Origin of the sequence: Tautonia sociabilis (assembly GCF_003977685.1) — a bacterium.
Classification (GTDB): Bacteria; Planctomycetota; Planctomycetia; order Isosphaerales; family Isosphaeraceae; genus Tautonia; species Tautonia sociabilis.
In genome coordinates this window covers 1-21,280 of sequence record NZ_RYZH01000058.1, presented here as the reverse complement: position 1 = coordinate 21,280, position 21,280 = coordinate 1, and the positions used below count along the sequence as shown (strand labels likewise).

At 68.9% G+C, this 21,280-nt stretch carries 16 protein-coding genes; 8 read left to right on the top strand and 8 right to left on the bottom strand.

All coding sequences use genetic code 11. The features are described 5' to 3' along the window. The first annotated feature begins 6 nt into the window (after positions 1 to 6). From TsocGM_RS21880 to TsocGM_RS27990, 7 genes are all read left to right on the top strand, one after another. The gene (locus TsocGM_RS21880; RefSeq protein WP_126727596.1) at positions 7 to 1,524 is read left to right on the top strand and encodes a multicopper oxidase family protein; all 1,518 of its coding nucleotides are present in this window, start codon (positions 7 to 9) and stop codon (positions 1,522 to 1,524) included. Positions 1,525 to 1,561: 37 nt separating this feature from the next. After that, positions 1,562 to 2,536, top strand: coding sequence for a Spy/CpxP family protein refolding chaperone (locus TsocGM_RS26595; RefSeq protein WP_199756867.1), 975 nt, complete (start codon positions 1,562 to 1,564; stop codon positions 2,534 to 2,536). Between the two features lie 127 nt (positions 2,537 to 2,663). Then, positions 2,664 to 3,023 carry a hypothetical protein gene (locus TsocGM_RS21870; RefSeq protein WP_126727595.1) on the top strand — a complete coding sequence of 120 codons (360 nt, stop codon included), beginning with the start codon at positions 2,664 to 2,666 and terminating at the stop codon, positions 3,021 to 3,023. A gap of 349 nt (positions 3,024 to 3,372) precedes the next feature. After that, the gene (locus TsocGM_RS21865) at positions 3,373 to 4,524 is read left to right on the top strand and encodes a TolC family protein (protein WP_158633697.1); all 1,152 of its coding nucleotides are present in this window, start codon (positions 3,373 to 3,375) and stop codon (positions 4,522 to 4,524) included. 64 nt (positions 4,525 to 4,588) lie between these two features. After that, positions 4,589 to 6,571, top strand: coding sequence for an efflux RND transporter periplasmic adaptor subunit (locus TsocGM_RS21860; protein ID WP_126727593.1), 1,983 nt, complete (start codon positions 4,589 to 4,591; stop codon positions 6,569 to 6,571). Beyond that, complete coding sequence (locus tag TsocGM_RS21855) at positions 6,568 to 10,209, top strand: efflux RND transporter permease subunit (protein ID WP_126727592.1); 3,642 nt, start codon at positions 6,568 to 6,570, stop codon at positions 10,207 to 10,209. The genes TsocGM_RS21860 and TsocGM_RS21855 overlap by 4 nt, the downstream gene beginning before the upstream one ends. Before the next feature lie 354 nt (positions 10,210 to 10,563). After that, positions 10,564 to 10,947, top strand: a complete 384-nt coding sequence (locus TsocGM_RS27990) for a four-helix bundle copper-binding protein (RefSeq protein WP_126727590.1) — start codon at positions 10,564 to 10,566, stop codon at positions 10,945 to 10,947. Positions 10,948 to 11,141: 194 nt separating this feature from the next. On the opposite strand, the gene TsocGM_RS21840 is transcribed toward TsocGM_RS27990, so the two are convergent. The 6 genes from TsocGM_RS21840 to TsocGM_RS21815 all read right to left on the bottom strand — a co-directional run bounded on the left by TsocGM_RS21840 (position 11,142) and on the right by TsocGM_RS21815 (position 17,206). Continuing rightward, positions 11,142 to 13,538 (bottom strand): heavy metal translocating P-type ATPase, encoded by a 2,397-nt coding sequence (locus tag TsocGM_RS21840; RefSeq protein ID WP_126727589.1) that lies wholly within the window; start codon positions 13,536 to 13,538, stop codon positions 11,142 to 11,144. Between the two features lie 13 nt (positions 13,539 to 13,551). Further along, the gene (locus TsocGM_RS21835; RefSeq protein WP_126727588.1) at positions 13,552 to 14,238 is read right to left on the bottom strand and encodes a cytochrome c biogenesis CcdA family protein; all 687 of its coding nucleotides are present in this window, start codon (positions 14,236 to 14,238) and stop codon (positions 13,552 to 13,554) included. Further along, positions 14,235 to 14,891, bottom strand: coding sequence for a heavy-metal-associated domain-containing protein (locus TsocGM_RS21830; protein WP_126727587.1), 657 nt, complete (start codon positions 14,889 to 14,891; stop codon positions 14,235 to 14,237). Before TsocGM_RS21830 ends, TsocGM_RS21835 begins: the two co-directional genes overlap by 4 nt. A 10-nt stretch (positions 14,892 to 14,901) precedes the next feature. Continuing rightward, on the bottom strand, positions 14,902 to 15,345 hold the full coding sequence (locus TsocGM_RS21825) for a MerR family transcriptional regulator (RefSeq protein WP_126727586.1): 444 nt from the start codon (positions 15,343 to 15,345) through the stop codon (positions 14,902 to 14,904). Between the two features lie 391 nt (positions 15,346 to 15,736). Beyond that, a complete protein-coding gene (locus tag TsocGM_RS21820) occupies positions 15,737 to 16,426 on the bottom strand; it encodes a response regulator transcription factor (RefSeq protein ID WP_199756865.1) in 690 nt (229 codons plus the stop codon). Between the two features lie 87 nt (positions 16,427 to 16,513). Next, entirely contained in the window at positions 16,514 to 17,206 is a 693-nt protein-coding gene (locus tag TsocGM_RS21815) for a hypothetical protein (protein ID WP_126727584.1), read from the bottom strand. A 1,444-nt stretch (positions 17,207 to 18,650) separates the two neighbouring features. Here TsocGM_RS21815 and TsocGM_RS21810 point away from each other — a divergent pair. Next, positions 18,651 to 19,547, top strand: a complete 897-nt coding sequence (locus TsocGM_RS21810; RefSeq protein ID WP_126727583.1) for a response regulator transcription factor — start codon at positions 18,651 to 18,653, stop codon at positions 19,545 to 19,547. A gap of 113 nt (positions 19,548 to 19,660) precedes the next feature. On the opposite strand, the gene TsocGM_RS21805 is transcribed toward TsocGM_RS21810, so the two are convergent. Further along, positions 19,661 to 20,584 (bottom strand): hypothetical protein, encoded by a 924-nt coding sequence (locus TsocGM_RS21805; protein WP_126727582.1) that lies wholly within the window; start codon positions 20,582 to 20,584, stop codon positions 19,661 to 19,663. Positions 20,585 to 20,757: 173 nt separating this feature from the next. Continuing rightward, complete coding sequence (locus tag TsocGM_RS21800) at positions 20,758 to 21,159, bottom strand: hypothetical protein (protein ID WP_126727581.1); 402 nt, start codon at positions 21,157 to 21,159, stop codon at positions 20,758 to 20,760. Positions 21,160 to 21,280 lie beyond the last annotated feature (121 nt).

The window sequence follows — 21,280 nt, the reverse complement described above, 5'->3', positions numbered from 1 at the left end:
AGGAAGATGGACACAGAGAACAAGCATCCATTGCCCACGGTACGGCTCGCGGCAGAGCGGTTGACCCGCAGGCAGGCGCTCGGCAGGGGCGCCCTGGGCCTGGCCGGCGGCGTCATGATGCTCAGGTCACGCGCGGGCCTGGCCCAGACCCCCGAACGCCCCAAGGACGAGGACTTCGACTTCGAGGACGACAACCCGCTCCGCGGCCACGACCCCCGCGCCGCAACGGCGTCCTTTCCCCCCGGGGAGCCGGGGCGGGATTACACTCCCGTGGTCACGCCCAACGGCTGGACGCTCCCGTACACCATCGTCGACGGGGCGAAGGTCTTCCACCTCGTCGCCGAGGAGGTCGAGCACGAGTTCGCCCCCGGGCTCAGCGCGCGCTGCTGGGGGTACAACGGCTCCGTGCACGGTCCCGTCATCGAGGCCGTCGAAGGGGATCGCGTGCGCATCTTCGTCACCAACAAGCTTGCCGCGCCCACGACCGTCCACTGGCACGGCATCCTGCTGCCGAGCGGCATGGACGGCGTCGGGGGCCTGAGCCAGCGCGTCATCCGCAGCGGGGAGACCTACCTCTACGAGTTCCCGCTCATCCAGCACGGCACCTACATGTACCACTCTCACCACGACGAGATGACCCAGATGGGGATGGGCATGGTGGGCCTCGTCGTGATCCATCCGCGGAATCCGCAAGGGCCTCGCCCCGACCGCGACTTCGCCCTGCTGCTCCACGAGTGGGCGATCGAGGTCGGCACGGACCGCCCCAACCCGAACGAGATGACGGACTTCAACGTGCTGACGATCAACGCCCGGGCCTTCCCCGGGACCGACCCGCTCGTCGCCAGGCTCGGCGACCGCGTGCGGATCCGGATCGGCAACCTCTCGGCGATGGATCACCACCCGATCCACCTCCACGGCTACTACTTCAAGGTCACCGAGACCGACGGCGGCCGCATCCCGGACGCCGGCCAGTGGCCGGAGACGACCGTCCTCGTGCCCGTCGGCGCCACCCGAACGATCGAGTTCGTCGCGGACAACCCCGGCGACTGGGCGATGCACTGCCACATGACGCACCACGTCATGAACCAGATGGGCCACGAGTTCCCGAACATGATCGGCGTCGACGCCGGGGGCCTCGACGACGCGGTGCAGCAGCTCCTCCCGGACTACATGACCATGGGCCAGGAGGGGATGGGTGACATGGCCGAGATGGGGATGCGGGTGCCCGAGAACAGCATCCCCATGGTCGGCGCCCCCGGGCCCCACGACTACATCACCATGGGCGGCATGTTCACCATCCTCAAGGTGCGCAAGGAGCTTCCCAGTTACGACGACCCGGGCTGGTACGAGAATCCCCCGGGCACGCTCGCGTCGCTCGCCCCGCGCGAGGTGCTCCGCAAGCACGGCATCAGCCCGGATGGGAGCGGTGCCCCGAAGCCGCCGACCGGCTTGAACAAGGCCCCAAGAATCTCAAGGAAGCTGGACAAGAGCAGCCACCGCGGTCATCACCACCACGGTGGCTGAGGTGTGAAACTGCAACAACAACATAGGAGACACGACCATGACCAGACGAATGATTCTCGCATGCACGCTCCTAACCGTGCTCTGGGGAGGGCCCGCGCTGGCACAGCCGCGCGCCCCGAGCGATTCGGCGCACACGCACGACAGCCCCGCGAAGGGGGCATCCAAAGCAAGTGATCCGGACTTCGCGAAGCAGCTCGAGCAGCTCAAGGCCCAGGTGGCAACGCTCCAGGCGGCGATGGGCAAGCATCAGCCCGGCGCGCAGGCGGCCGGCGCCGGCGGGATGGGCGGCATGCCGACGGGCAAAGGCGGCATGGGGATGGGTATGGGGATGGGCTCGATGGGCGGCGGCCAGCCCGGCGGGTCGATGGGCAGTGGCATGGCCATGATGGACGACATGATGGGCGGCATGATGAGCATGGGCTCCGGCGGGATGAGCATGGGATGCTGCCCGATGATGGGCAAGATGCCCGGCGGGTCGATGGGCGGCGGGATGGCGATGTCGGCGCTGCCCGGCTTCCCCGGCGCCTCGCACCTCTACCACATCGGCGCAACCGGCTTCTTCCTCGACCACCCCGAGCACATCACGCTCTCGCCGCAGCAGGCGGCAACGCTGGGCAAGGCCCGCGAAAACGCGCTGCGCGCCCTCGGCGAATCGGCGCGGAAGGTCGCCGCCGCCGAGGAGCAGCTTTGGCAGTTGACCGCCGCCGATCAGCCCTCGTCCGCCTCGGTCGAGGCCAAGGTGCGCGAGCTCGAGAAGCTCCGCGGCGATCAGCGCCTCGCGTTCATCCGCGCCGTCGGCGAGGCGGCGAAGGTGCTGACCGATGAGCAACGCCAGGCCCTGCTCGGCCAGCTGCCGCCGTCGCCCAATCCCGCAGCGGGCATGGGCCAGGCGATACCGCAGCCCGGGGGCTCGATGGGCGGCGGGATGATGATGGACGACGACGCGATGGAGATGCCGCCTGCAGGCGGCGGCTCGATGGGAGCCGGCGGCGGCGGCATGGGTCACATGTGAGCGACAAACGCCGTGAGTGCACCGCCCGAGCGCACCGTCGCGCAGATCCGCGCGGCGGTGCAGACGGTTTTAACAACGCAGCAATCAACACTACATAGGTTGAAAAATGATGAGTCATGTTCTTTTGATGGCATCCCTGGTCCTGGCGCTCGGCACCACGGCGGCGGCGGACGACGGCCCGGTCGCGGACAAGAGCCGCGTCTGCATGGTCCAGGACGCGGTGATGGACAAGCCGGGCATCCCGGTCGAGCGGGGCGGCAAGACGTACTACGGCTGCTGCGCGATGTGCAGCGAGATGATCGCCAAGGAGCCCGAGCGACTGACGAGGGCGCAAGACCCGGTCACCGGGGCCGACGTCGACAAGGCGGACGCCCTCGTGTTCGGGCTCGGCCGGCGGGCCTACTACTTCGAGTCGGAATCGAGTCGGGCGCGATTCGCGAAGAACCCGGCGCTCTACGTGAGCCCGCCCGACACGAACCCCAGGTGAGGCCGTTGCCGCCGAGCAGTTCCGGTCGGCGAGTCCGTTCCGCGACGATCCGGCTCTGCCGCAAAAAATCGGCCGCTCGGACGAAACTATTATTTTAATTATATCATCATAATATAATTTGATAAAATTGAACACGGTTGCGAAATTCGTCCCGATAGGTAGCAAGGGCGGGCGCAAGGCGTTCTCCCGGGCCCTCGTCGCGGCCGCAGCCCTCTCGGCGGGGTGCGCGCTCGCCCCCGGCGGGCTCGACGCGGAGAGAGGCCGGTTGGAAGCGGCCAGCCCCGCCTTCGAGCCGCCTCTGGAGGGCCGAGCGATCCCGGAGCTCCCGGCGGAGCCCACGTGGAGGGAGGTGCTTCGCCGTGCCTTCCTGGCGAACGGGGAGCTCGAGGCCGCCTACTTCGACTGGAGCGCGGCGCTCAGCCGCGTGGAGATCGCCTCCGGCTATCCGAACACGAACCTCCACCTCGGCTACAGCTATGCCTTCTCGGCGGAGAACATGAAGTCGTTCGACCGGATGACGTTGTCGGCCGGCTTCGACCCGATGGAAAACCTCGCCTACCCGGGGAAGGTGCTGAAGGCGGGGGAGATCGCCCTGGCGAAGGCGAGGGCGGCGGCGGAGCGGTTCCGGGCGATGAAATTCGAGCTCCAGGAGCGGGTGCTCTCCGCCTGGGCCGACTACGCGCTCCTCGCCGAGACCTCCCGGATCCAGCTCCGGCATCTGGCGCTCTCGAAGCTCCTGTTCCAGACCGCCGCTGCCCGGGTCCGCGCCGGCGGACCCCAGGCGGACCTGCTCCGTGCCGAGGTGGAGCTCCGGACCGCGGAGGACCGGCTGAGGACGATCGACGCGGAACTCCGCGCGGCGAAGCACAACCTCAACGGCCTGCTCGCGCGCGACGCGGATGCCCCGCTCGCGCCGCCGGCGCGGCCCGAGTCGCGTGCCTTGCCCGCCGATGACGGTCCTATCCTCGCGGCCGCGGTGGGGCAGAACCCGGAGCTCTCGGCCCTCGCCGAGGCGGTGGAAGGCCGGAGGGACGCGCTCGAGCTCGCCCGGCTCCAATGGGTCCCCGACATCAATCCCTCGCTCGCCTTCACCGGGAGCATCGCCCAAGCGGTCAGCACGGCCGTCGTCTTGCCCACGACCGTCTTCGAAATCCGGGGGAGCATCGAGGAGGCTCGGGCGATGCTCAGGTCTGCCGAGGCCGAGCTCCGCCAGACGAGGCATGTCCGCGCATCGGCCTACGTCGCGGCGCTCGTCATGCTGCGAAACAGCGAGCGGCAGGCCGAGCTGTTCCGCGAGCAGATCATCCCGGCCGCGGAACAGGTGGAAAGTACGACCCGCGCGGCGTACTCGGTCGGGGATGCCAGCTACCTCGACCTCATCGAAAGCCTGCGCTCTCTGCTCGATGCCCGGCTGGTCCTCGCCGAGTCCCTGGCCATGCGGGAGAAACGCTTGGCCGAGCTCGAGGCGCTCGCGGGCATAGACTTCGAGACGCTCAAATGAGCGCCGGTGCCGGCGGCGGGAGCGGAAGTGACGAGATGGTGGAAATGATGGTTGGGCCAGGAGCATGAGACGAACAACCGGAACGCAACCTCGGGGCGGGACGGCCGTGCAGGTCCTGCTGGCCCTCGCCCTCGTACTCGCAGGTGGCGCCTTCATCGTCTACCGGCTGACCGCCACGCCGCCCGAGGCGGAGAACCCGACCCCGGGGAAGGCCGATCAACTGTGGACCTGCGGGATGCACCCGCAGGTCATCCGGGACAAGCCCGGCAACTGTCCGATCTGCCACATGAAGCTGACGCCGCTCGAGGTCGATTCGGAAGCGGCGCCCACGGGAGAAGGTTCGACCCGGGTGGGCAGAGGGGCACCGGCGAAGGAGCGAAAGGTGAAGTACTGGTGGGACCCAATGCTGAATCCCCCCTACATCTCCGACAAGCCGGGCAAGAGCCCCATGGGCATGGACCTCGTCCCCGTCTATGAGGACGAGGCTCCCGCCGGGCTCGGGCTGACCATCGACCCCGCGCTCGTCCAGAACATGGGCGTCCGGACGGAGACGGTGATCGAGGGCCGGCTCGAGCGCGCGGTGCGTGCGGCGGGATACCTCGCCGAGGCCGAGCCGAACATCCACGACGTGAACCTCCTCGTCTCCGGCTGGATCCGCCGACTCTACGCAGATACCGAAGGGATGCAGGTCCGGGAGGGCGACCCGCTCTTCGACCTCTACAGCCCCGAGCTCGAGGTTGCGACCCAGGAGCTCATCGCCGGGCGGCGAGCGCTCCCGCCGCCGGGTGCCGACGAGACCTCCCGGCAGACCGGCGAGGCGCTCTACGCGGCGGCGGTGCGAAAGCTCGAGCTCTGGGGGGTCGGTCGGGGCCAGATTGAAGCGCTCTCGCGGGGCGACCGGCCGAGCGAGACCGTCACCTTCCGAAGCCCCATCACGGGACACGTCGTGAAGAAGGCGACGGTGGAGGGCGCGGCCATCAAGGCCGGCGATCAGGTCCTCCGGATCGTCGACCACAGCGTCCTCTGGGTCGATGCCCAGGTCTTCGAGCAGAACCTGAAATTCGTCTCGCTCGGCCAGAGGGCGGAGGCCACCGTCGCCGGGCGACCCGGGGAGACTTTCGCCGGCGAGGTCATCTTCATCCATCCGCACCTCGACATGACGACGAGGACCGCCACGGTCCGCTTCGCCGTGCCCAACCGACACCTGGTGCTCAAGCCCGGGATGTACGCGACGGTGACTCTCCGGGCCAAGCTCGCCGAGAAGACGCTCCTCGTCCCGCGCGAGGCGGTCATCGATACCGGCACGCGGCAGGTCGCCTTCGTCTCCCTCGAAGACGGGCACTTCGAGGCGCGCGAGGTGAAGAAGGGCTTGTCAGACGGCAGGGGCACGGTGCAGGTGCTGGAAGGGCTCCTCCCCGGGGAGCGCGTCGTCACGAGCGGGCAGTTCCTGCTCGACTCGGAGAGCCGCTTGCGCGAGGCGGTGCAAAAATACCTCCGCGAGCGAAACGGCCGCGCGACCGTCCCGTCGCCTAACGGGCCTCGGACAACGGTGTCCCAGCCGAGCGGAGCCGGCGAGAAGCACTCGGCCGCCCCACCGGTAGACCCGGAGCTGCAGCCACACATCGATGCCGTCTTCTCCGAGTACCTGAGGCTCTCGGCCACGCTCGGGGCGCCGCAAAAGGACGTGGCGATCGACCCCGGCCCGCTGATCTCCGCAGCGGGCAGGCTCAGCGAGGCACTGCCGTCATCAGTCTATCGGGAAAAGGCTTCGTCTGTTCGGGAGTCAGCCCGGGCGCTCCAAGGGAGAGAACTGGCCGAGCAGCGTGAGCTCTTCAGGTCCCTGAGCGCCGGGATCATCTCGCTTGCTGAGGCCCTGCCTCCCTCGGCGACGGTGGGCGAGAAGCTGTTGATCGTCCACTGCCCGATGTCGGGTGCCGATTGGGTGCAAGCTTCCCCGGAAGTCGCCAATCCCTACTACGCCGACTCCATGAAGCAGTGCGGCGAGGTCACCGGGACCATCGAGCCTGCCGCGGGTCGGCGCCTATGATCGCGAGGATCATCGAGCTCTCCATCAGGAACCGCTTCCTGGTCATCCTGCTCACCGGGATGCTGGTCGGGCTGGGCATCTGGAGCGTCTTCCACATCCGGCTCGACGCCATCCCGGATCTCTCCGACGTCCAGGTCATCGTCACCACCGAGTACCCGGGACAGAACCCGCAGGTCGTCGACGACCAGGTCACGTACCCGCTCACCACCGCGATGCTCGCCGTGCCCGGCTCGACGGTCGTCCGTGGCTTCAGCATGTTCGAGCAGTCCTTCGTCTACGTCCTCTTCGAGGACGGGACCGACATCTACTGGGCGCGCAGCCGCGTGCTCGAGTACCTGAACTTCGCCCGCGACCGGCTCCCGAAGGGCGTCGAGCCGAAGCTCGGGCCCGACGCGACCGGGGTCGGCTGGGTGTACCAGTACGTGCTCTTCCCCGGGTACTTCAGCCCCGACCACCCCAAGGGGCTGTGGCACGACGAGGCGGAGGATCGCTGGTATGCAAGCCCCGCCGCGGCGCCTGAGGAACGCCGAGAGCGACTGAAACGGGTCCGGGGCTTCGAGCGGCCGGGCAGCTGTCCGCTGACGGGCAAGGAGCTCGTACCTGCCGAGCTCGACCTCGCCCAGCTCCGCAGCCTCCAGGACTGGTACCTGCGCTACCCCCTCACCTCCGTCGAAGGAGTCTCGGAGGTGGCCTCGATCGGCGGGTTCGTCAGGCAGTATCAGGTCGTGCTCGACCCGGCCAGCCTCCAGGCGTTCAAGCTCCCGCTCCGTGACGTCGTGGCGGCCATCGAGCGATCCAACAACGATGTAGGCGGCTCGGTGCTGGAGCTGAGCGAGAACGAGTACATGGTCCGGTCTCGGGGCTACCTCAGGGGCCTGGATGACCTCGCCCAGGTGCCGGTAGGACTCGGTGCGAGCGGGACGCCGATCCTCCTGAGTGACGTGGCCACGCTCCAGGTCGGCGGGGAGGCGCGCCGCGGCATCGGCGAGTACAACGGGATCGGCGAGGCGGTAGGCGCCGTGATCGTGGCGCGCTTCGGCGAGAACGCCCACAAGGTCATCGCGGACGCCAAGGAGAAGCTCTTCGAGCTCGAGGGCGGGCTCCCGCCGGGCGTGTTCGTCAAGCCGACCTACGACCGGTCGGAGCTCATCCAGCGCTCCGTCCGCACGCTCCGGAATACGCTCATCGAGGAGATCATCGTCGTGGGGCTCGTCTGCATCCTCTTCCTCCTCCACGCCAGGAGCGAGCTGGTTGCGGTCTTCGTCGTGCCCTCGAGCGTCATCGTCGCCGTGCTGATCATGAACCTCATGGGCATCAACGCGAACATCATGTCGCTCGGGGGCATCGCGCTGTCCATCGGCGTCGTCGTCGACTCGGCGATCATCATGGTCGAGAATGCCCACAAGCACCTGGACCGCGAGGAGGAGCGGCTCCACGCCGGGCACCCGCCCACGCCGCGCGTCGAGGTCATCACGGCGGCCGCCACGGAGGTCGGGCCCCAGCTCTTCTTCTCGCTCCTGATCATCACGGTGAGCTTCCTCCCGGTCTTCGTGCTCGAAGGCGAGGCCGGGAGGCTGTTCAAGCCGCTGGCATTCACGAAGACCTTCGCGATGGCGGCGGCATCGGCCCTTTCGATCACCATCATCCCGGTGCTGATGTTCTACTTCATCACCGCCCGGGTGCTCCCGGAGCGATGGGGCTGGGGGCGAAACCTGGCCATCACGGCGGCGTCCATGCTCATGCCCGCCGCGGCGCTGTTCCTGGTCGCCGAATCGCTGCCGCAGCTCTCTCCCTTTCGTTGGTGGATCGCGGCGGGATGGGCGGTGCTGGCCGGGATGCTTCTCGTGCCCCAGAGGATCATCCATGAGGAGAAGAGCCCGATCAGCAAGCTCCTCCAGCGGCTCTACGAGCCGGTCTTCCGGCTCGCGATGGGCAATCGCGCCCTCGTGCTCCTGGTCTCCGTCGCGCTCCTCCTCTCCACGATCTACCCGGCGACACGGCTCGGCAGCGAATTCATGCCCCCGCTCGACGAGGGTGACCTGCTCTATATGCCCACGACGGACCCGAGCATCAGCATCACCAAGAGCAAGGAGCTGCTCCAGCAGACCAATAAGCTCATCGCCACCTTCCCGGAGGTGCTCACCGTCCATGGGAAGATCGGGCGGGCCGAATCGGCAACCGACCCCGCCCCGCTCTCGATGATCGAGACCGTCGTGCAGCTGAAGCCCGAGCGCGAACAGTGGCGGAGACGCCACGTCGAGCGCTTCCACAGCGAGTGGCCCGATTGGCTGAAGCAGCCCTTCGCCGCGCTCTGGCCGGAAGAGCGGAACATCACGACCGAGGAGCTCAAGTTCGGCTGGAGGGATCCGGACGGGACGATGCATCCTGGGCTGAATACCGTGGTGAGCCTCCCCGGCGTCGCCAATGCCTGGCCATTCCCGATCGAGAATCGCATCAACATGCTGGCGACCGGGATCAAGACGCCGGTCGGCATCAAGATCCTCGGGCCGGACCTGGAGGCGCTGAGCGAGCTCGCCCAGCGGGCAGCGAACGCGGTGCGGACCATCGAAGGGACGATCAGCGCCTACCCCGACCGCACCTTCGGGGGCTACTACCTCGATGTCGACGTCGATCGCGTGGCGGCCGCCCGCTACGGGCTCACCATCGGCGACGTCCAGGACGTCGTCCAGTCGGCGATCGGCGGGATGAACGTCACCACGACCGTCGAGGGGCTCGAGCGCTACCCCCTGAACGTCCGCTACGCCCGGGAGCTGCGCGACGACATCCCGGCGCTTCGCGAGGTGCTCGTCACCGGCCCGACCGGCGTGCAGGTGCCCCTCGGGCAGCTCGCGGCGTTCCGCATCAACCCGGGGGCGCCGATGATCCGCTCGGAGAACGCCCAGCGCACGGCCTGGGTCTTCGTCGACATCGCCGGCCGCGACCTCGGCGGCTACATCGAGGAAGCACGCGAGGCCGTCGCAAAGGAGGTGCCCCTCCCCCCCGGCTACTCGCTCCACTTCTCGGGGCAGTTCGAATTCTGGGAGAAGACGCTCCCCCGGCTGGTAATCGCGAGCGTCATCACGGTCCTGCTGATCGTGCTCCTGCTCTACGCCAGCTCCCGGAGCTGGTTCCGGGTCGGGGTCATCATGTTGGCCGTCCCGTTCAGCCTGATCGGGGCGTTCTGGTTCCTCTACGCGCTCGACTACAACATGTCGCTGGCCGTCGTGATCGGGATCATCGCCCTGGCCGGGCTCGACGCGGAGACGGGGATGGTGATGCTCCTCTACCTCGACAACAGCTTCGAGCGCGCGAGGGAGGCCGGGAAGATGACGGGCCCCGAGGACCTCTGGGCGGCGGTGCACGACGGGGCGGTCAAGCGCATCCGCCCCAAGGCGATGACCGTCTCCGCGGCCTTCATCGGCCTGGTGCCCCTCCTCTGGGCCGAGGGCACCGGCGCCGACGTCATGCGACGGCTCGCCGCCCCGATGATCGGCGGGCTGCTGGTGAGCTTCGCCATGGAGCTCATCGTCTATCCGGTCCTGTTCTACACCGCCAGGGAGTGGCAGCACCGACGCGAGTGGGGGGCGCGCGAGCAGCGCGGGTTAAACGCCGCGCTCCCCTCCCCGAAGCGGGGTTGATCCTGGCGAACTTCCGGATGCATCGGGCAGGTGTAGGCGGACCCGGTCAGCGGCGTGGTCGTGGACAAGGCGGACGCGTACGTCTTCTCGCTCGGCGGCAGGGCCTATTACTTCAAGTCGGAAGCGAGCCGGGCACGCTTCGCCGGGGACCCGGGGAAGTACGCGCCCCTGGAGCGGCGCACCCAGCAGCCGCGACCGGGCGGCGTCGGCACACGGTGACCAGACTGCGGTCCTCGCTCCGAGCGTCTTTGGCCGGGGTGCTGATCGCCATCATTCGAACACCGGGGCCGCCTGTGCTGAGCTGACGGCGCGGGGCCGATGATCGGTCCTGACACCCAACGAGGAGGACCGACCATGCAGCAACAGACGACCACAGCCGGCCCGGCGACGCGGAACATCCCGACCGATAGCCTCCGCGATTGCATCACCGAGTGCCAATCATGTCATGCAGTCTGTACCGAGACCGTAAACTACTGCCTCGAGCAGGGCGGACGCCACGCAGAGCCCGGCCATGTCCGCTTGCTGCTGGACTGCGCCGAGATCTGCCAGACCAGCGCAAACTTCATGCTCCGCGGCTCGCCGCTCCACGTGCAGACCTGTGCGGCCTGCGCCGAGGTCTGCGAGGCCTGCGCCGCCGACTGCGAGCAGATGGGGCAGGACCAACCGATGCGCCGGTGTGCGGAGGCGTGTCGCCGCTGTGCCGAGTCTTGTCGCCGGATGGCCCAGATGACCCATTAGGGACGGGCGCGGGGCCGGACCGCGACGAGCCGAATTCGAGCGGGGCGCAACTGCAAACGAGGCGATGAACGCGGTCGGGTCGGGGGGCGCTCGTGGGATTCGATCGGCACCCGCGTACGCCCGACCTCCTGCCCGCTGCGCCCTGAGGCCGGCGCCTTGCGTGTGGAGCGTCTCCGCGCCCGCCGTCGACCGGCTCAAGCGTCGATCGCATGAAACCCCGCCCGCTCGACCGCCTCCCGGAGGTGCTCTTCCTGCACCCTGGCCGGCTCGTACCGCACCGAGACGTGCTTCTGCGGCACCCTGGGCCTGACCTCCCGCACGCCGGGCAGCGCCGTGAGGGCGCCGCTGATCTTCTGGGCGCAGCCCTCGCAGGCCATGTTCGGCACCAAAAACTCCACCTCGGCCAGCGGCCCGGCCTCGGCCGGCGCCTCCCGCTCCAGCGGCAGAGCGCGGATCCGCAACGTGTTGAGCAGGATCGCAAAGACGCTCACGATCATCACGCCGATGGCCAGCAGCGGCGTGATCAGGCCCAAGGCAGCGAGCGTCATGCCGGCGATGTTGAACAGCACGGCGATCACGACGTTCACCGTCAGCGTCCGGTAGCTCGCCTTGCCCAGCGTCAGGGCATGGAGCACGTCCTCCAGATGATCGCCGATGAGGATGACGCCCGCGGACTCGATCGCCACGTCCGTCCCGGCGCCGACGGCGATCCCCACGTCGGCCTGCGCCAGGGCCGGCGCGTCGTTCACCCCGTCGCCGACCATCGCCACCTTCCGGCCTTCGCGCTGGAGGGCCTCGATCGCGGCAACCTTGTCGGGCGGGAGCAGCTCGGCGCGGATGTCGTCGACCCCGAGCCTCCGGCCGATCGCCTCGGCCACGGCGAGGCTGTCGCCGGTGAGCATCACGGTGCGAATGCCCCGTTGGCGGAGCTTGGTGATGAGCGACCCGGCGGTGTGGCGCGGCTGGTCTTGCAGCCCGATCAGGCCGACGACCTCGCCCCCGCCCGCCACGAGCACCACCGTCCTCCCCTCCGCTGCCAGGCGATCGACCTCCGCCCGGACCTCATCTGGGAGCCGCGCGCCCCGCTCCTCCAGGAACGAGGGCCGGCCGGCCACGACTTCCATGCCGTCGACTGTGGCCGTCACACCCTTGCCCGGCGTGGAGCGGAAGTCGCCGACGATCCGCGACGCCGCCCCTTCCCGCTGGGCATAGAAGCTGATCGCCTGCGCCAGCGGATGCTCCGAGGAGGCCTCGACCGCCCCGGCCAGCGCCAGCAACTCGAGCCGATCGACCCCGAACGGCACCGCGTCCATGACCGTCGGTCGCCCGTGGGTGAGCGTCCCCGTCTTGTCGAAGACGACCGTGTCGACCTCCGAGAGCGCGTGAAACACCTCGCTCGCCTTGACCAGGAGACCGATCGAGATCCCCTTGCCGCCGGCGATGTTGGCCAGCATCGGGGTGGAGATGCCCAGCGCGCAGGGGTATCCCATGACGATCACCGTCAGCAGCACCAGCGTCGCCGCCACCCCGTCGCCGGTCAGGAGGAGCCAGCCGAGGAAGGCGATCGCCGCGGCGGTGAAGACCACTGGGCCGTAGTAGTTCATCAGCCGGTCGGCCAACAGCTCGATGGGGGGCTTGCGCTCGGCGATCTGCGTCATCAGCCGGACAATCTGGCTGAGGAAGCTGTTGGCGCCGACCTTGGTGACCCGCACCTGCAGCGCGCCGTCGAGGTTCAGCGTCCCGCCGATCACCTCGTCGCCCGGCCGCTTGGTCGCCGGGACCGACTCGCCGGTGAAGCTCGACTGGTCCACGCTGGCCGTCCCCGTGACCACCGCGCCGTCGAGCGGGATCCGCTCGCCGGGGCGGACCTCCACGACCTCGCCGACGGCGACGTCCCTGGTCAGCACCTCCACGGCCTGCCCGCCCCGGAGCACGCGGGCCCGCGGCGGCTGGAGCGACAGCAGCGCGCGCACGGCCTCGGAGGCCTTCTTGCGGGTGTCCAGCTTGAAGTAGCCGAAGAACAGGTGGAGCGCCATGAGCCAGCCGGCCACCGGCAGGAAGTTCGGCCAGCGGGGATCGGCCAGCGAGAGCACCCCGACGACGAACGAGCCCCAGGCGGCCGTCGAGAGGAGCACATTGGCGTTGACGACCCGCTGACGCAGCGCCAGCACCGTCTTCTTGAGGATCGGCCAGCCGACCCAGAGCAGGATGAAGGCGGCGACGGCCAGGCTGAAGGAGGCGCGGATCCGCTCGGGCAGCCCGAACAGGTTCAGCGGATCGACGACGAGATCGAGCAGCGCCAGGGCCATGCCGAGCAGGCCGCGACGCTTGATCAGGCTAAAAATCGCCTCGTCGGTCTCGTACTGCTGCACCTCGGTCGAGGAGACGCTGTAGCCCAGCCTCTCGACGGCCTCGGCCAGCCCCCGGCGGCCGATCTGCGCCGGATCCGCCTCGACAAGCACGATGCCGTGGACCAGGTTCACCAGCACGCTGCGGACCCCCGGGTGGCGCTTGAGCGCCTTCTCGACGCTCATCGTGCAGAACGAGCACATCAGCCCGGAGACTTTCATCTGGACCGTTTCAGTAGCCATGACGTCCTCCATGTCAGAGCAGGGCGAGGAACGCCCTGGCGTAATACGCGCTCACGAGGAGCAGGGCCGCGCCGCTCGCCGCCTGGATGGCTCGCCGCCATGCCCCGATGCGGGTGAGGCGGACCAGCGCCCCGGCGAACAGGCCGACGAGCAGGAAGGGGAGCCCGCGTCCGAGGCCGAAGGCGAAGGCAAGGACCGCCCCATACCCCGGCCGGGCCTGCGTCGCCGCGATGGTCAGGAGCAGCAGGAGCGGGGCGGCGGAGGTGCCCAGGCTGAAGACGAAGCCGTAGCCGAACGAGCCGGCGAGCCCCGGCCGGCGCAGCGCCGCCAGCTGATCGACGTTCAGCCGCGGCCCCCGGAAGGCGACGATCGCCGCGACGAGGGAGACCAGCGCCATCGTCAGCGCCCAGGAGCGGCCGAACGACTCCGTGAGGATGGCGCCGAGCCGACCGGCCACGGCTCCCAATAGCGTCAGATTTGCGACGATCCCCAGGAAAAACGCCAGGGCCACGAGGAGCCCCACCCTCCGCGACTGGCTCTCCGAGGCGGTGACGACCCCCGCCATCCCGAGCCCGACCGGGAGCGTGCAAGGGCAGACGGCGCTGGCGAGGATGCCGGCGACGAGGGCGACCCCGAGCGCCGGGAGCGAGCCGTCGGAAAGGCTTGATCCGAACTGGCGCAGGTACTCTTCGAGCGTCACTCCTGCCCCTCCATCCTCGGCGTCCCCGGCGTGAAGCCGCGGGCGGCGACCTCCGCGGCCAGGCGCTCCGGCGTGATCCTCCCCTCGACGTACCGCACACGCGCCTCCTTCGCCATGAGGCTGATGCTCACCTCATCCACCCCGTCGAGGGCGCGGAGCCGACCCGCGATCGCCTCGGCGCAGGACTCGCAGGCCATGCCCTCGACCGGGATGAGGACCGTCCTCTCGCCGGATGCCGCGTCGCGGGCTCGCGGCGGCCCATCCGCCGCGCCGGCGGCTGCCGGGAGCGCCGCCCGGTAGCCGAGTCCGTTGATCTCGGCAGCCAGGCGCTCCGGCGTGACCGCCCCCTCGGAATAGCGCACGCGGGCGTGGCGATGCTCCAGGCTCACCTCGACCTCCGCCACGCCATCGAGCGACCTGAGCCGCTGCTTGATGCTCGCCGCGCAGGCGCCGCAGGACATCCCCTCGACGGGGATGGTGGTGGCTGCCAGCGGGGGGCCGCTCGATTCGACTCCGCCGCCCTTCGACCCCCCGAGCGGCTCCCGCAGCGCATGGGTTCCCGCCGCGAGGGTGACCAGCGCCACGACGGCGATGAGGATCAACCGAGCCGTCCCCCACCCTCCCCGGTTCTCTCCCTGGCCTCGCTCTGTCATCTCCCCTCCCTCAGGTTCTCCCCCGGTCCCTCGGCGATTTCGGTCCGGACGACAGCTCCCCGTCGAGATTCTCGAGGATCGGGCAATGGTTGACCGGGCCCCGGCCGGAGCAGCTTGCCGCGAGCTTCGTCAGCGCGCGTTCGATCGCCTTCAGGTCGGCGATCTTCTGCCGCACGTCCGCAAGCTTGCGCCCGGTCCGCCCCCGCACCTCGGCACAGGTCGTCCCCGGCCGGACGCGCAGCGCGAGCAGCTCCTGGATCTCGCCGAGCGAGAACCCCAGCTCCTGCGCCCGCTTGATGAACCGGATCAGGCGGACGCTCTCCTCGGGATACTCGCGGTAGCCGGACTCGCGCCGTGGCGGCTCCGGCAAGAGGCCCTTCCGCTCGTAGAACCGCAGCGTCTCGACGTTCACCCCGGCCTGCTTCGCCAATTCTCCCGACTTGAGTCTGCCCATGGTCTTCCCCTCGCTTGCGATCATCTTACAGTCCGTATCTAAGTACGGAGTCAAGGGGCAAGGGGGGCGAGAGAATCCGGGGGGCGTTTCTGGGCCGACTCCAAGCGGGGAGAGCGGGGCGGGGCGGGCGAAGTAGATCGCTTCCTACGGCGGCCTCGACGGGTGTGGGAGGTTATCGAGGGGGATCGGGGCCGAAGAGCAAGCTGTGGAGAGGCCCGAGGGCCGAGCCAGGCCTACGCCGTTTCGCCCCTTTGCAGACCCGTGGAGTCACCGGAGGGGCAATCCTGTCCAATGGCCGTCCTCGGGATTCGCTTCCGCGCCGCCAGCCATGTTCGCATCGAAGACTATGCCGGTCGGCCCCCGATCGACCGGGAGCGACGAGCGTGCAGCATCAGACTCCGCGAAAGCGGTAGCCGACCCCGCGCACCGTCTCGACGTAGTGCCCGTAGTCCCCCAGCTTCCTCCGCAGGCCCACGAGGTGGCCGTCCACGGCCCGATCGGCGACCATGCAGTCCGCACCCCGGACCGCGTCGACGAGCTGATAACGAGTGAACACCCGGCCGGGGTGCTCGGCGAGGTGGTGGAGCAGCTTGAACTCCGTGACCGTCAGCTCCAGCCGTCGGCCCGCGACGCGGGCGACGAACCCGGCCGGGTCGATGGTCAGCTCGTGGACCTGGAGCGGGACCGGGTCGGGCGGGGCATCCGCGCGCCACCGGCGCAGCGCGACCCGGCACCGCGCGAGCACGATCTCCGGGCTGACCGGCTTGAGGAGGTAGTCGTCGGCCCCGTCCCCGATGCCGGCGACGATGTCGGCCTCGCTCCCGAGCGGGGCGAGGACCAGGATCGGCGTGCGGCGCGTGCGGGGGCGGCTCCTCAGCGCCCGGCAGGTCGCCCGCCCGTCGAGGCCCGGCAGGCCGAGGTCGATCAGCACCAGGTCGGGGCAGACCCTCGCGGAGACCTCGAGCCCTTCCTCCCCCGACGTGGCGCACACCACCTCGAAGTCCCCGTCGCGCAGGGAGGACCGGACCCGTTCGAGGGCGTCCGCCCCGTCTCCGATGACCAGCACGCGGTTGCGGCTCATGCCCATAATCGCGGGATCGCCGGCGCGATCCTCGCCGTTGAAAGATCGATGTTCAAGACGCTTCTACCCGTCAATTTCCCCCTACCATCACCCGCGCCGGTCGCCAACGAGCGTCGGACGAGTCCGATCACTTTCTGGGAGGCACCGGATGGGGCCGGCACGCACGAACGGCCGGAGGACCCGGCGCCGGAGGCGCAGGCACCTCGCCGACACCGGCTCGAATCCCGCCGCCTTCCGCGCCCGGTTCACCGCGCGGAGGATCGCGAGGAGCTGCTCCCGCACCGGCGCGTACGGCTCGAAGGGCAGCCCGTGGAACAGCGACTCCAGGGTCGCCGCCGAGCGCCTCGTCGCGAGGTCCACGAGATAGGACTTGAGCAGGTTGTACTGCTCGCGCTCGATCCGCACGCAGGCGTGCCCGCCGCGGTGGCTGACCGCGTAGCCGCCGAACTTGATCGGCACCCGCCGGCAGTCGCGGATGACCGCCGCCTCCTGCTCGAAGAACCGGTGCGCCCCGTGCGTCGCAAGCAGCACGAAGTGCCGCTCGAACCGGAGGTACTGGACGTTGGCCAGGCCGGCGCGCTTGCGCCGCGCCCGCACCCACTTCGAGACGCCGACCCCGTACTTCTCGACGAGCTTGCGGTCGACCTCGCGCGGGTCCTTCCCCGCCGGCACGCAGCCGGTCACGTAGAACACATACCCGTTCTTCACGTACGAGACCGCGAGCTGCTGGATGAACCCCTCCAGCGTCGCGGCCACGTACCGGTCCCCGTCTCGTCCCATCGCCTCGACCGTCGCAATGCCCAGTGGAATGGCGGTTGGTCGCGGCCCAACCGCCGAAGGCCGCACATCCTTCGGGGACGCCACGCGGTGCACAGCAGGCGGCTTCGCCGCCGCTTCGCGCACTAGATTCAAGCATTGCAGTTGCCCAATCCATGGCGGTAGCGCCCACGACAACCTCCGACGGCCCCGATGCGCACCTTCGCGTCCGCGCCCGAAGCTCGTCGTCGGCTTGTCGCCGGGCGAGGCCCCTCCTCCCGGAGGCGCCTCGTCCGACCACTCGTACTTCCTCGCCAGAGGCAGGTGCCCGCGGAGGGTTCCCTCCCCCGCCGGCACCGCGGAACTTCGAGATGGGTCAGAAACCCGTCCCCGCTTTCGTCGTCGCGAATGTGCCCGGCACCACCCGTCGGCACGCGAACGAGCCCGCCACTGCCCTGCAGCGCGCTCGCCCGACCGGATGTCGGTCGGCTCCTACTGGCGGGACACTCCCGGACTGCGGCGTTTGGAGCACGCGTCTGACCTGGACGCGCACCGGCCACCACGCCGGCGGCCGCAGCCTTTCCCAGGTTAGTGAGGGACGTCTCCGGGGCGGTCACGTCGCTAGTGGGCGTTACCCCACGGGCCCCACGCCGCATGCGCCCGGCTCCCGCCGGGGCACGGTTTGCGCCTGAGCGATTTCTCCGGGCCGAATCTAGAAGCGCCCGGTTACCCGCCGGCGTGGGACGTTCGCGGTCTGGCACCGTCTCCGCCCGGGATGCCTGGCAAGCCCTCGCGGGCCTCTCGTGGTTGAGCTGTTCGCGGCCTTCGGATTTGCCGAAGGTCCCCGACCCCGGTCACAGGATCGGCCCCGCCGGTCGCCCGGTCGGGGGCTCCCCACGCCAGCCGAGTTGAGCGGACTCTCAAGAGCCCGAACCCCTCGGGCGGGTTTCACACCCGCTTCATCCCCCACGGCCTCGGCCCTTCGCCGAGGTCATTCCCTGTCGCCCCGATTCCTCGAATCATCGACCATCGGATCGAACACCGGGATTACCCTCGTACGCCGGGCGACCTCGCCCAGGGCGTTTCATCGAGGTTTACTCCGATGAGCCTCCGTCGAACCGGACGAGCACGTCTCCGTGCATCCGGCTCTACGGGTCGGCGGCGCGGCAGATGGTGAGTCCCGCCCCCTTTCGTCGGCCGGTGGGGCCGAGTCCCCGGGTGCCGCCGCCCATCTCGAAGACGCCAGTACAGCTCCAAGCTGCTGACGACCCGCGATCGGCTCGATCGCAGAGATCACGGTAGTACGGCTCCCCTCCGGCCCCGGTTTGGATCGCGTGGTACGCCGGCGGCGCGAAGGTGGCAGTTTCGTGGCACCCGGCCCGGCGTGTCGGATCGGATCTTCCCCGGTGCGAGGGCGAGCGGCTAACTTCGGGCCCTCGACGAGGGAGAGACGGACCGAATTTCACGCATGCTGAGCACCGACAAGAACCTGCTGCTGGTCGAGGACGACGCGGAGCGGGCCTCCCTCCTGGCGATGCACCTCGGCGAGATGGGCTACGTGGTGCGGCATGCCCGAGACGGCGAGGAGGGCCTGCGCCTGGGGCTCGAGACGGACTGCGCGCTGGTCATCCTCGAACACCTGCTGCCGAAGCTCGACGGCCTGGAGGTCTGCCGCCGGCTCCGCGAGGCGAGGAAGTCGCTGCTGATCCTGATGCTGGGCGGCCGCTCCGAGGAGGTGGACCGGGTCGTCGGCCTGGAGCTGGGCGCGGACGACTACGTCACGAAGCCCTTCGGGATGGCGGAGCTGCTGGCGCGGGTCAGGGCCCTCTTGCGGCGCAGGCGGGCGATCGTCGAGGAGCTGCTGGAGCGGCAGCATTCGGGCGAGCGGGCCTTCGGCGAGTTGCGGCTGCACCTCGGCTCCCGCCGGGTCCTCCTGCGGGGCCGTCCGGTCGAACTGAGCGCCCGCGAGTTCGACTTCCTGGCCTTCCTGAGCGCCACGCCCGGCCGGGCCTACACCCGGGCCCAGATCCTGAGGCAGCTCTGGGACTGCGACTTCCGCGGCTACGAGTACACCGTCAACTCGCTGATCAAGCGGCTCCGGAAGAAGCTCGAGGACGACCGGGCGCGCCCGCGGTACATCCTCACGGTCCGCGGAGTCGGCTACCGCTTCGCCGAGCCGGGAGAGCTTGTCCCGACGGTCGGTGCCGGGGAGACGAGGGCGAGCGAGCTCGTCGTGACGGCCGAACCCCTCGGCCGCTCCCCTCACCCCGGTAGTCCAGGAGCTGGAGAGCCTCAGCCCTGGGGCAGCAGCAGCCCGGGATCCCAGACCACCTCCGACAAGTACCAGTTGGGATCCTCGAAATAGCCGGCGCGAAGCGCGCAAGAAAGAGTCCTAACGCGTATGTGCAGGCATTTTGGCCCGAGGCAGCAACTTGGAGCAGCGATTCCCTTCAGCAGGCGAAGCGGAACCGGGTAGGATCAGTGCCAGCCCAGCCTGCTGAGGAAATCCTTTTCGAATTTCGCCGCCGTCTGCTCGAACCGCTCGTAAGCACCCCGGAAAAGGCCCGCCCGAACCGGGCCCCAGTCGTCCTTCTCCCGGGCCGCCTCGGCGCGCAGGTCGGCAAAGGGGTTATCCTCTCCACCGTAGTATTTCCAACCGAAACGGCCGACTGGTCCTCTGCCGGTATCAGTCACTTCGGCGTAGATTAGCGCCCGGAGGATCTCGTACCGGTCGAACAGTCGCTCGTAGCTGGAGCCGAGGAAGAGCAGCTCATCCAGCACCGGGCGAAGGACTTTGAACAGGTGCTCGCTCTCGGGGACGCGCTTCTGCTTGTACGCCTCGACATGCCGCCAGGCGCTGGTGCTGGCGACGTCCTGCATCGCATCGACCACGGGTACGACGATGTTGATGCCGCGGCTTCCGGAGCGGCGCGTACGGGCATCGATCATCTTCGAGTGGGCGACCGCGAACGCGCGGTAGTTATCGGCGGCGAGCGAGGCGATCCCCACGCAGTACAGCAGCAGGGACAGCGGGTAGAGTCGGAGGTCTACCCACATCGACTGGCCGCTTTGCGTGTCGGCGCAGCCGTCGGACATGCGTGCTAGCATGTTTGTTAGAGTTGGTAGCTGCTCAGGCGTGGCCCACCTCCCTAACAGCGCGGCTTTCGCCTGCAGCGGTCTGACGGCAGTCTCGTAGGCAGCCAGCCGGTCGGCGAAGTCCTCCCCGCTCACGCGCGAGGGATCAAGCGGGAACTTCTCGGCCGACGTCTCCGCCAGCGCCGCGCGGACGGCGGCGTTCACCTGGTCGTCCAACCGGATGCGGAACCGCGGTTCCGAAAGGTAATCCTTGAAGGCGTTGAGATCCCCGTCCGCGTCAACGGGCCCTTCTTCACGCTGGCTCATGCTGCCGGACTCCAGTGAGAGGTCGCGCTACGACGCCCGCCGGTTCGCGCGGTCAGGCACCTGCCGCTACCAGGGGTCGTTCCGGCCCAGCGGCTCGGCCTCGAACCACGGTGGCACATGCTCACATCGACACGTCGATGATCGTATCGCCTCCGTACCTGTCGGTAGCTCGACTACTGCAATCGCCAGGTGAGAAGCCCCCAGTACAGTTCGGCCGCCTCGTGCGGCGTCAGACGATCTTTCTGATGAGGATTGATCATGCTGGACATGCCGCTGGACTTGAGGGACATCTCGTCGCCGTCGCCGACCACGCTGATGCACTCGTTCATGCTGTTCGTCGCGCTGGGGTCGTTACTGTAGATGATCTGGTTGGTGGAATAGCCTCCGAAGCCGCCGAGCCGGATCCCACACTGAGCCACATTCTTGCCGTCCCGGTAGATGACCGCGGTGAAGTGGTTGGCGTTGACCTTCTTGAACTTGCCAACGAAGCCGGGGTTCTCGCTCGCCAGCCCGGTCAGTGACTCCTCGAAATACTTGGCGATGATCTCGTAGGCGGTCTCCAGAAAACTGGGCACTGTCTCATCCGCCATCCTGTTGGGTTGACAGTTGTTGCGTCAATGCGGCGGGGTCGGCCTGCAGCAGCTCCCAGAAGTCGGCGGTCGGCAGCACCAGGCCCAGGACCTGGTAGGGGCAGCG

What these genes read in the sequence shown, in the direction of transcription:
- TsocGM_RS27990 (WP_126727590.1), top strand. Translation starts at nt 10,564, where the DNA reads ATGCAGCAACAGACGACCACAGCCGGCCCGGCGACGCGGAACATCCCG.
- TsocGM_RS21855 (WP_126727592.1), top strand. Translation starts at nt 6,568, where the DNA reads ATGATCGCGAGGATCATCGAGCTCTCCATCAGGAACCGCTTCCTGGTC.
- TsocGM_RS21830 (WP_126727587.1), bottom strand. Translation starts at nt 14,891, where the DNA reads ATGACAGAGCGAGGCCAGGGAGAGAACCGGGGAGGGTGGGGGACGGCT.
- TsocGM_RS21805 (WP_126727582.1), bottom strand. Translation starts at nt 20,584, where the DNA reads ATGAGCCAGCGTGAAGAAGGGCCCGTTGACGCGGACGGGGATCTCAAC.
- TsocGM_RS21880 (WP_126727596.1), top strand. Translation starts at nt 7, where the DNA reads ATGGACACAGAGAACAAGCATCCATTGCCCACGGTACGGCTCGCGGCA.
- TsocGM_RS21810 (WP_126727583.1), top strand. Translation starts at nt 18,651, where the DNA reads ATGCTGAGCACCGACAAGAACCTGCTGCTGGTCGAGGACGACGCGGAG.
- TsocGM_RS21860 (WP_126727593.1), top strand. Translation starts at nt 4,589, where the DNA reads ATGAGACGAACAACCGGAACGCAACCTCGGGGCGGGACGGCCGTGCAG.
- TsocGM_RS21815 (WP_126727584.1), bottom strand. Translation starts at nt 17,206, where the DNA reads ATGGGACGAGACGGGGACCGGTACGTGGCCGCGACGCTGGAGGGGTTC.
- TsocGM_RS21870 (WP_126727595.1), top strand. Translation starts at nt 2,664, where the DNA reads ATGGCATCCCTGGTCCTGGCGCTCGGCACCACGGCGGCGGCGGACGAC.
- TsocGM_RS26595 (WP_199756867.1), top strand. Translation starts at nt 1,562, where the DNA reads ATGACCAGACGAATGATTCTCGCATGCACGCTCCTAACCGTGCTCTGG.
- TsocGM_RS21820 (WP_199756865.1), bottom strand. Translation starts at nt 16,426, where the DNA reads ATGAGCCGCAACCGCGTGCTGGTCATCGGAGACGGGGCGGACGCCCTC.
- TsocGM_RS21825 (WP_126727586.1), bottom strand. Translation starts at nt 15,345, where the DNA reads ATGGGCAGACTCAAGTCGGGAGAATTGGCGAAGCAGGCCGGGGTGAAC.
- TsocGM_RS21840 (WP_126727589.1), bottom strand. Translation starts at nt 13,538, where the DNA reads ATGGCTACTGAAACGGTCCAGATGAAAGTCTCCGGGCTGATGTGCTCG.